Here is a 9,211-nt window from a genome sequence, read left to right on the forward strand (position 1 = left end):
CTCATACACCGCCTCCAACGTCAGTTCCTGTCGTCTGGCGATCTCTTTCGCTCGCACGCCGTCGCTGAACATCAGAATCGTCCGCGACCGGTCTCGTATTCGCCAATCACGACGGCTTCTCGCCATCGCTTCAAGCTTTGTACGTTCTTCCTGCGTCAGTTCCAGCGCTTTCAATGCCATCAGCTTCGTTGCTCGTCCCGTCCAGTTCGAACCATGATTGTAGAGACATTTCATGTCGAAGGCTTAAAAGCTGTCCTCGATGGTCACGGCATTGCTCAGATGCCTGCCCACCAGATCTGGGACTACGTCAGACGCGACGAACTTGTCATGACGTTGACGCAACATATCGGAACAGACCGAGGCCATTACATTTGCTATCTCAGCAGGCAACATCTGCCAGCGCGCGTACGCATCTTTGTGGATTTCATGACTGAACATGTTCGGTCACTCGATCTGAATGACGAAAATGGGCTCACAACAGAAAGCGCCAGAGATCCACTGGAACGTCGAGTAGCATAGTTTCGGTAGCGCAACATCACCGCGCTTCAGAGAGGCGCCTTGTACGCGCGCCAAGTTTCAGCTTGCAGCAACCGCGCACGTAACTGCCTCTCTGGTGCGACTGCGTCACAGTCGATGCGCGTTTAGAATGAGCTGCTGGGCCGTTGTCAAAGACTGACGTCGATTTCGTTCGGGTTGTCGATCATACGCAAATGCACAAAGCATCGGCGGCGGGTGGAAGTAAAACTGCCAAGTTCCGACTTATCATACCGCGTCGTGGTCAAGAGAGTCCGACACCCTCTGGCGAATGAAGCCATTCGGATCGAAGCCCGCGACGGCGTCCCTTACGATTCCCCCGCCCCTCGGCTTCCGGTGCGACCCTTTGAACTCGACTTCAATGGAGCAATCGTGAAAAACGAAGTGCAGGCCTTCCACACGCTTCGTCCGCGCTTGCAAAAGATTGCTTACCGGATGCTCGGATCCGTCGCAGACGCCGAGGACATCGTGCAAGATGTATGGCTACGCTGGCACGATGCGCCCCATGACGACATCGAGATTGCCGAAGCGTGGCTCGTCGCAATCACGACACGGCTATCGATTGATCGCCTACGCACGGCGAAGATCAGACGTGAGGACTACGTAGGTATCTGGCTTCCCGAACCAGCGCTCGGCGACTCGCCAGCGACTCCCGAAGAAATGACAGCACGCGCAAGCGAAGTGTCGGTCGCGTTCTTGATGCTGCTCGAGCGCCTGACGCCGGAAGCGCGTGCGGCATTCCTACTGCATGAAGTCTTCGACATCGACTACGACAGGATCGCCGATGCGATCGGCAAGACTAAAGCCGCTTGCCGTCAACTCGTCAGCCGGGCGAAAACGCAACTACGCAACGACGACGGACCACGCCGCGGCGTACCACCCGACACGCATCGGCAACTGCTGCAGATGTTCGCGCGGGCGGCGACGCTAGGGGACTTTCCGTCGATCCAGGCGCTACTCGCCGAAGACGCGACGCTGATCGGCGACGGCGGCGGCAAGGTCCCGAGCGTCACAACGACGATGCTCGGCGGTCGGCGCATCGCGCAACTGTTCTATGCGACCTGGCTGCACTACGGCAGCGAAATGAAATGGCGCCTAGTCATCTTAAATGGAGAGTGGGGTCTACTGCGCTTCATGCAGGATCGCCTCGAATCCGCGCAATCGTTTGAGACTGACGGCACTCAAATTGTGCGGATCTTCATGCAGCGCAACCCTGACAAACTCGCGCGCATCGCAGCCACCTGCCTCGTCGATTGACGAACAACATGCACCGATTGGTGCCGCCAGCGCAACATGGTGCGCCCCTCTTCCTATCTAGCGCACGCTTCGGCGCACTCTTAAGATGCCATTGCGCGGGCCACTGCCGCCAACGACATCCGCAGAATGTGGATGATTTCTCATCGTCGCCAGGAGCAATTATGTCGCAACGTCTTAACTATATTCAGCAATCGCCGGAGCTGTCCAAAAAACTCCTCGACCTTAGCAACCTTCTACGCAGCAGCGCGATCGAAGAGTCGATTCGTGACCTCGTGTCGATCCGGGCATCCCAGTTGAATGGCTGCGCGTTCTGTGTCGACATGCACGTCAAGGAAGCACATATCCATGGAGAACGTGAGCTGCGCCTCCACCACCTGGCGACGTGGCGCGAATCGACGCTCTTCGCACCGCGCGAACGCGCGGCGCTCGCGTGGACCGAAGCGTTGACGAAACTCGGTGAACACGGCGTGCCGGACGACATCTACGATCGCGTGCGCGGCCAATTGTCCGAGAAAGAGTTGTCCGACCTGACTTTCGAAGTAATGGCCATCAACGCCTGGAATCGTGCGAACGTCGCATTCCGAACCGTACCCGGCTCGTCCGACAAGGCATTCGGCCTCGACAAGGCGAATCTTTCCTGACGCACACTCATAATCAGGCTCCGTTTTTTATACCGTCGTCCGCACCTGGATAGCTGTCGACCGGAAACCCACCCCATGATCCGCTTAAAACATAACCTTGTTGCCGCCTTCATCGCTACGAGCGCGGTGGTCAATTACGTCCACGCCGCACCCTCCGCGATCGTCACACCATTGATGACGAAACCACTCGATGAGTATCCCGGTAAGGAGGCTCTGATGGTTTCGGTTAAGTATCCGCCCGGCGCGGTCGAACCTGTCCACCACCATAATGCGCACGCGTTCGTCTATGTCGTCGAGGGTTCGATTGTGATGCAGGTGCGGGGTGGTGAACCCGTCACGCTCAAACCGGGCGAAACGTTTTACGAAGGGCCAAACGACGTGCACACCGTCGGACGCAATGCCAGCAAGACGAAACCTGCAAAATTCGTCGTGTTGATGTTGAAGGACAAGGGGGCGCCGGTGCTAGTACCGGAAAAGTAATCTATTTGCGCCCCACTGCCTTTTTTTGAAAAAAGGCAGCAGACAGTGTCACAGGTGGCCATGCTGAAACGTCTAGTTATATAGGAACAAACGACTCTCTTGCCCAAATGTCAGACACCTCCATCCGCCGCACTGCCGCAGACGACCCGTACGCCCGCAGCTTTTCGAGCTGCTATGCCGGAGTAGTTACTTTTCTGGCCGTTGTCACCGAAGGCAGTTTCGCCCGTGCTGCCGATCGCCTCGGCGTCGGCCGTTCGTCGGTTAGCCGCCACATGCAGAGACTTGAGGAACGGCTCGATGCCCGGCTCTTCCAACGCACAACGCGCAGTATGTCACTCACGCGCGAGGGTGAACTCTTCTACGAGAACTGCCGACCCGGTATCGAACACCTCGCTCAGGCACTCGAGGACATGCGAGAGCTACGGAGCGGACCGCCAAGTGGTCATCTCCGTATCGGCTCGACGCCCGGCTTCGGGCGCAAAATCATCGCGCCACTTCTTCGCGAATTCCATGCGCGGTATCCTGACATAACACTTGAACTATTGCTGAACGACCGGCCGGTTGACTTCTCGGCTGATCGCATCGATGTTGCATTTCGCGACGGGCGCATGGAGGACAGCGCAATCATCGCGCGTAAACTGATCCCAATGCAAATGGTTGTTTGTGCATCACCTGCCTATGCACAGCGGCACGGTCTGCCACATCATATCGAGGAACTAACACGGCACCGCTGCATCAATCTGCGTACCGCGTCAGGCCGCGTGACAGAATGGAAATTCAAGATCGACGGACTCGCGCAACAGCGCCAGATTGCCGCACATCACACGTTCAACGACCTGGATCTCGTCGTACGCGCCGCACTCGACGGACTTGGCATTGCGCAACTGCCGACACATCAGGTCAGCGACCTGCTGGCGGACGGTCGGTTGGTGAGCTGCCTCGGCCAGCACGCACCGGACGACGGCGGCCACTACATCTGCTATCAAAGCCGCAAGCACCTACCGACCCGCATTCGCGCGTTCATCGATTACGTAATCGAGCAGACACGCGCATGTGATCGACAATGTCTGGATATGATGACGACGCTATTGCCCGTCGAGACTGTCGATTGATGCATTCACGGCAACACCATGGGTACCCGGCCAACTCTACCGAAACCTACGACGCTTGCTTACGATATCTCTTACCCAAAGCGCGCACCGATCTGGTTCTCCTTGCGTAAATTACACACCTGCGCAAATACAGGAGTTCGACGCGCGCCGCCTTTTTCATTCGGCAGATAAAAATAGTGCACCGCGCAAGGAGAGCATTCGTGAAGATCGTCGTGATTGGCGGCACCGGGCTCACCGGCCGCAAGGTCATCAACAACCTCCGCGGGCGCAGTCACGAAGTCGTCGCGGCCGCACCATCGACTGGTGTCAATACGACCACGGGCGAAGGGTTGAGCTATGCAATTTCGGGAGCTGAAATTGCAATCAATCTCGAGAATCCCTCCTCATTCGAGGAAGTGGCAGTAAAGAAATTCCTCGAGACTGCAGCGCACAATTTGTTCACCGCAGAGCGTGCGGCCGCCGCGCGCCATCATGCGGTATTGCCCGTGGTTGGCACCCATCGTCTCGAACAAAGCGCGTGCTTTCGCGGCAAGATAATCCAAGAGGACTTGAATCAAGAATCGGGGGTGCCATACACAATCGTACGCCCGACGCGGCTTTTCGAATTTCTTGGCGCGATCGTACAATCGCGATCCGAAGATGAAATCACCCGGTTGTCTACCGCGTACTTCGAGCCGATCGCTTCGGATGACGTAGCAGCCCCCCAACCGATTTTTCCCTCGATACCCCACGAAATGGCACCATCGAAATCGGTAGTCTCGACTGTCTGCGAATCGCCAATCTCGTAGAACACTTTCTGTCTGTCACGAACAATCCACGCACGATCATCAAGGACACTGGCACCAGTTACTTCGGTGCGGCAGTACAAGACGATACCCTCGTGCCAGTGCTTGGCGCACGCCTCGGAAATACGACATTCGACGTGTGTTCCAAGCAGACCCGTGCTTCAAGTTAAACGAAGACATTAGATCGCACAAAACAATGACTTCATTGCGCCCCCCACCGCTGTCACTATTGAATAAGTACCGCGGACGAGAGCCGCAGACGGTATATTCGACCACGGTAACCGTGACCGGTGGCGCAGCAGCTCACGGTCGAGCGTCCGGTATTGCCCGGTCAAATGACGGAAGCCTCGACGTGGAACTACGTCTGCCCCCAGAGCTCGGCGGCCCCGGCAATGGCCCCAATCCAGAACAGCTATTTGCCGCGAGCTATGCCGCATGTTTTCATGGCGCGCTGAGCCTGTTGGCCGCAAAGGTGGGGGTGGTAATTGACGGCGCCACGGTTTCGGCGTCGGTCGATTTCTGTCGCGACCCTATGGATGGGCTCTTCATGCTGAATGCGAATATCCGAGTCCATCTGCCGGGTGTCGAGCGGTCAATTGCCGAGGAGCTCGTTCGGAACACTGAGCGCTTCAGTCCATACACGAAGATGGCGCGTGAAGGTATTAATCATGTCGTCGCACTCGCGCCGTCTGACGACAAATCCAAAGTGTGAGCTGATTTCGGCACATCGAGCTTCGGACACATCAAACACACCGGCAATCCTCACGGTACTCTCACGGTCCATCAATGTGCGAATGACTTTCGCACGTGCGTATGTATCCGCATGCCGTGGGTTGCTCGTACCGAACTCCTCGACGAGCACCCGCGGCCCACCAATCAATACGGATAGCGAACGTTATTTCCGGACGCTATGAGCAACTTATCGGAGTGCCGTCTAGATAATGACCCGGTAATGCGTTAATTCTTTGGGCGAAGATTGTCAATTGAGCAGGCTCAGACTGCCTTGCATCTCACACCGCAAAAAAATCAGACCATGCATGCTAGGCAGCTGTTTATCGTCGGCCGGCGGGCGAACCGAACCTCGGCCAACGCGGAACATCGCCGAACACACACTCAGCAATCGGATATGTTCTCGCCGCCCGCTTCTCTCATGTGACTCGCGATCCACACTTAGGATACGGATCACATATCGCGTGTCCGGGGAATAATCACCGCTTGGCCATGGAGTTTTCCGTTCATGTCAAGCAGTTGCCACAATGTTGCTTCCTCAATCATGAAGCGTCGGCCCGATTTACTCACGCGGACGCCCCTGTAGCCCGACTCGTATCCAAGACGCCGTACGCGCTCGAGAAACTGTTGCCGCTCCTCGCGATTTGGGACTTCAGCCGAAAGCCGGGACGGCAGCCGAATGATCTCATCCCAAGTATATTCAAAACAGCGTTGCGCAGCCTTATTTCCATAAATGAAAATCGGATCCCGATCAGTATTGTGTGCCAGTACCGCAAACGGCGCGCTCTCATAAAGCCACTCGGTAGCGTCGACCACAGACATTGCCGTCGGGATCAGTGCGCGACCGAGCAGACGGGCATAGCTGTCGGCAAGGAGTTGATAGAAATCAGGATTACTATGGAGTGGAGTCATCTTAAGAAAAGCGACGGAGATTAGCAGATCATGACAAGAGTAGACGGTACTCCAATACGCTTCTGTCAATGAAGTTTCTGCGCGCCTGGCACGAGCGTCAATGCGATTCGATATAGCTTTGGCATACAGAACGCCCGAAGAATCAATTGCATTCGATAACGTGATGATCGCAACGACATCACGTAGGTCGGTAGCCGGGCGCCTACCGCAAGAAGCTGGTCCCCGTCCTGGAGGAAAATCATGGAGCACGGCCGCGTGTTTTTGTCGCTCGACATCGACGGCGCAATCACCTATCGCAACTCCACGAGGCGGCCGACGCCACACGAACGCTCGTCGACACATCGCGGTCATGGCAGTTCGCCAATCCACTGCTCGCCTTTTCGGCGACACACGATGCTGAACGTTCTGCCGACGTTGCTTCGCTAGCCGGTCAAGCAACGGACGCAATATTCGCTCTGCCAATCCGGCGGGAAAACCGAAAAAATTTAAAGCTGCCGCGAGTCTTGTCAACCCGTGGCGGCTTGTTGATAATCGTCAGCGCGATCTACACGACGATGACCGAACGTTGAGCATCAGTCAGTAATCCCACAACACCGGAACGAAACGGAAGCCATCACCGTTCTTTGCGATATGACCGATAGACGGGAAGGCGACGTGTGCTGCGGCCAGCAGGGCACCGGTTTCAGCAGCTTCGTTGAGCAGCGCGATGCGTACGTCCACAGCCACTTCAGGATCGTGTTCGAAACCATTTTGCCATTCTGGCTTGTCGAAACCGACTTCGAAAATCGCATCGCCCACAAACGTCAGCTTCTCACCATTCGACTCGACATCCACGACACAGTGCCCCGGTGTGTGTCCGCCGGTAACGCGCGCCGATACGCCTGCTGCGACTTCCACGGTCTGATCAAACTGTACGATGTTTTCGCTGTAGAGTTCCACAAACGTTGCAGCAGCCTTACGGAGTGCAGGAGGAACCGTTTCCGGCATCACAGTCTTGCTGAAGTCCGGATTTCGCCAAAACTCCACTTCAGTAGCCGAGACGTGAATGCGTACGTCCGGGCGCAGTTTGGCCTTGACGCCATCAACGTTCAGCCCACCGACGTGATCCATGTGCATGTGCGTAATCACAATATCCGTGACCGCAGCCAGATCGATGCCAGCCGATTCCAGGCGCATTACCGACTGACCGGCACGCGTGAAATATTCGAAGCCGTCGCCCACACCCGAGTCGATCAGGACTAGGCGGTCGCCACTGCGTACGAGCGCAATGTTCAGCGCCCAGTCGAACATGTCACGCTGCAGGAAGCGGCCATCGAACCATTGATTGCGGTCTGCCTCGCTCACGTTAGTGGACATGGTCGAGGTCGGCAAAGGCAGAATGCCGTCACTGATAAGCACCACATCGACATCACCCACACGCACGGCGTATCGGGAAGGCACGAGTTCGCCGGAACCTTCTTTGCCAAGTTTGGAAGTAACCGGTTGCAAATTTCGGATCGTTTCGCTCATGTTAGTACTCCTTGTAACTAAGTGCGGGGTGGGTTGTTGCTTGAATTGCCTTTTACTTCCGTGCATGTTTCGGGGCGCAGGTTTTAAGCTTGGCAATGCTTTACATGGCTGCTACAACAGACATGAGTCACCTCAACGAATTACCCAAGATTAGCTTTGTCGAGTCCGAATACTTTGTCGGACAGGCCTGGTACTGTCTGGAACGCCACATTCAGACGATTCCAGGTGTTGATCACTCCCACGAGGAACGTGAGATCTGACAGCTCCTTCTCGGAATACTGGGTACGCACTCGGTCGTAGATCCCGTCCGGAACACCAAGCGAGGAAAGCTGGGTCAACACTTCGGTCCATGCTAGCGCGGCTCGTTCTCGCGGCAAGAACAGCGTCGATTCATGCCAGATCGCTACGTGATGCAAACGCAGTTCGCGCTCTCCGTGGATCTTCGCCAGCTTGACGTGCATGTCCACGCAGAATCCGCAGCCATTTGAGTTGCGACGCGCGAATCTCGACGAGTTCTCGAATGTGGGCCTCAATCGTTGTATTCGAAAGCAGGCTGCCGAGTTCGATTGGTTTTTGGGACAGTTCGGGCGATTGCTGAAAGAAATTGACACGTTGTGTCATTGTCGCTCCTGCTGGCATGGCGGGTTACATTCGCCGTACCTGCGTCGGACAACGTGTCGCACGTACCGCTTGGAACGAATCGTAGCCTTCGATTTGATTGGCTAGTAGGGTCGGCAAGGTGCGCACTCTGTTGTCGGCCCGACACCAATCCGGCCATCGCGTATGGATCACACGGCCACACGCGCCGGCTCTCACCCAGTGAATGGTCCGCTCGATCTGCGGATGCCCTCTGCAGATGAATCACAAAAAATTCGTGAGCAGCTACCGCCGAATTCTTCTGACCACTTCGACCCTCAGGTGCTCGCTAGATACACGAGCGCAGCAACTTTTCCTCGCACTGCCAACCCGAAGCGAGCAGACCGATGGTAAGCGCGTCACCAGCACCGTCGTGACGGAGTTATCGATTACCCCATCGATTGGTCGCGAGTCGCATCAACGCGGCGTTGGCAGCACGCAAATCGAATAGCTCCGGGTCGAATCCTGGGCCGACCCATTGACGATAGTTATCCGCTTCTTCGCTGTCAGGCCTGTCGCGCAACGTGGTCAGGAACGTTTCATACCCTGGCGCACCGCCGACGTCTTCCGGTGGGCAAGCGCGAGCACCATCGATCACCCTGGACTCGCCCCACGA

General features: G+C 56.4%; 9 protein-coding genes and 3 pseudogenes. 7 read left to right on the top strand and 5 right to left on the bottom strand.

The window, feature by feature from the left end; genetic code table 11:
• A partial coding sequence (locus CFB82_RS44370) for a hypothetical protein (protein WP_218829056.1) occupies window positions 1-234 on the bottom strand: 234 nt, incomplete at its 3' end.
• A 9-nt stretch (window positions 235-243) separates the two neighbouring features.
• On the opposite strand from CFB82_RS44370, the pseudogene CFB82_RS44375 reads away from it, so the two are divergent.
• The 7 genes and pseudogenes from CFB82_RS44375 to CFB82_RS40375 all read left to right on the top strand — a co-directional run.
• Window positions 244-519: pseudogene (locus CFB82_RS44375) on the top strand (LysR substrate-binding domain-containing protein); the annotation flags it as partial.
• A 387-nt stretch (window positions 520-906) separates the two neighbouring features.
• On the top strand, window positions 907-1,791 hold the full coding sequence (locus tag CFB82_RS40350) for an RNA polymerase sigma-70 factor (RefSeq protein WP_179255531.1): 885 nt from the start codon (window positions 907-909) through the stop codon (window positions 1,789-1,791).
• A 161-nt stretch (window positions 1,792-1,952) separates the two neighbouring features.
• The gene (locus tag CFB82_RS40355; RefSeq protein ID WP_089487800.1) at window positions 1,953-2,432 is read left to right on the top strand and encodes a carboxymuconolactone decarboxylase family protein; all 480 of its coding nucleotides are present in this window, start codon (window positions 1,953-1,955) and stop codon (window positions 2,430-2,432) included.
• A 75-nt stretch (window positions 2,433-2,507) separates the two neighbouring features.
• Window positions 2,508-2,912 (top strand): cupin domain-containing protein, encoded by a 405-nt coding sequence (locus tag CFB82_RS40360; RefSeq protein ID WP_089487801.1) that lies wholly within the window; start codon window positions 2,508-2,510, stop codon window positions 2,910-2,912.
• Window positions 2,913-3,019: 107 nt separating this feature from the next.
• A complete protein-coding gene (locus tag CFB82_RS40365; protein WP_089487802.1) occupies window positions 3,020-4,024 on the top strand; it encodes a LysR family transcriptional regulator in 1,005 nt (334 codons plus the stop codon).
• Between the two features lie 200 nt (window positions 4,025-4,224).
• Window positions 4,225-4,979 (top strand): annotated as a pseudogene (locus CFB82_RS40370) (SDR family oxidoreductase).
• A 26-nt stretch (window positions 4,980-5,005) separates the two neighbouring features.
• Window positions 5,006-5,521, top strand: a complete 516-nt coding sequence (locus CFB82_RS40375) for an Ohr family peroxiredoxin (protein WP_089487803.1) — start codon at window positions 5,006-5,008, stop codon at window positions 5,519-5,521.
• Between the two features lie 470 nt (window positions 5,522-5,991).
• Here the strand turns inward: CFB82_RS40375 and CFB82_RS40380 are convergent, their stop codons facing one another.
• From CFB82_RS40380 to CFB82_RS40395, 4 genes and pseudogenes are all read right to left on the bottom strand, one after another.
• Window positions 5,992-6,450 carry an MEKHLA domain-containing protein gene (locus CFB82_RS40380; protein ID WP_089487804.1) on the bottom strand — a complete coding sequence of 153 codons (459 nt, stop codon included), beginning with the start codon at window positions 6,448-6,450 and terminating at the stop codon, window positions 5,992-5,994.
• 576 nt (window positions 6,451-7,026) lie between these two features.
• A complete protein-coding gene (locus CFB82_RS40385) occupies window positions 7,027-7,959 on the bottom strand; it encodes an MBL fold metallo-hydrolase (protein WP_089487805.1) in 933 nt (310 codons plus the stop codon).
• A gap of 140 nt (window positions 7,960-8,099) precedes the next feature.
• Window positions 8,100-8,580, bottom strand: a pseudogene (locus CFB82_RS40390) (carboxymuconolactone decarboxylase family protein).
• A 397-nt stretch (window positions 8,581-8,977) separates the two neighbouring features.
• Window positions 8,978-9,211: plasmid pRiA4b ORF-3 family protein (locus CFB82_RS40395; RefSeq protein ID WP_143751061.1), on the bottom strand; the 234-nt coding region annotated here is incomplete at its 5' end.

Source organism: Burkholderia sp. HI2714 (assembly GCF_002223085.1).
Lineage (GTDB): Bacteria > Pseudomonadota > Gammaproteobacteria > Burkholderiales > Burkholderiaceae > Burkholderia > Burkholderia lata_D.

What these genes read in the sequence shown, in the direction of transcription:
- CFB82_RS40365 (WP_089487802.1), top strand. Translation starts at nt 3,020, where the DNA reads ATGTCAGACACCTCCATCCGCCGCACTGCCGCAGACGACCCGTACGCC.
- CFB82_RS40360 (WP_089487801.1), top strand. Translation starts at nt 2,508, where the DNA reads ATGATCCGCTTAAAACATAACCTTGTTGCCGCCTTCATCGCTACGAGC.
- CFB82_RS40385 (WP_089487805.1), bottom strand. Translation starts at nt 7,959, where the DNA reads ATGAGCGAAACGATCCGAAATTTGCAACCGGTTACTTCCAAACTTGGC.
- CFB82_RS40355 (WP_089487800.1), top strand. Translation starts at nt 1,953, where the DNA reads ATGTCGCAACGTCTTAACTATATTCAGCAATCGCCGGAGCTGTCCAAA.
- CFB82_RS40380 (WP_089487804.1), bottom strand. Translation starts at nt 6,450, where the DNA reads ATGACTCCACTCCATAGTAATCCTGATTTCTATCAACTCCTTGCCGAC.
- CFB82_RS40375 (WP_089487803.1), top strand. Translation starts at nt 5,006, where the DNA reads ATGACTTCATTGCGCCCCCCACCGCTGTCACTATTGAATAAGTACCGC.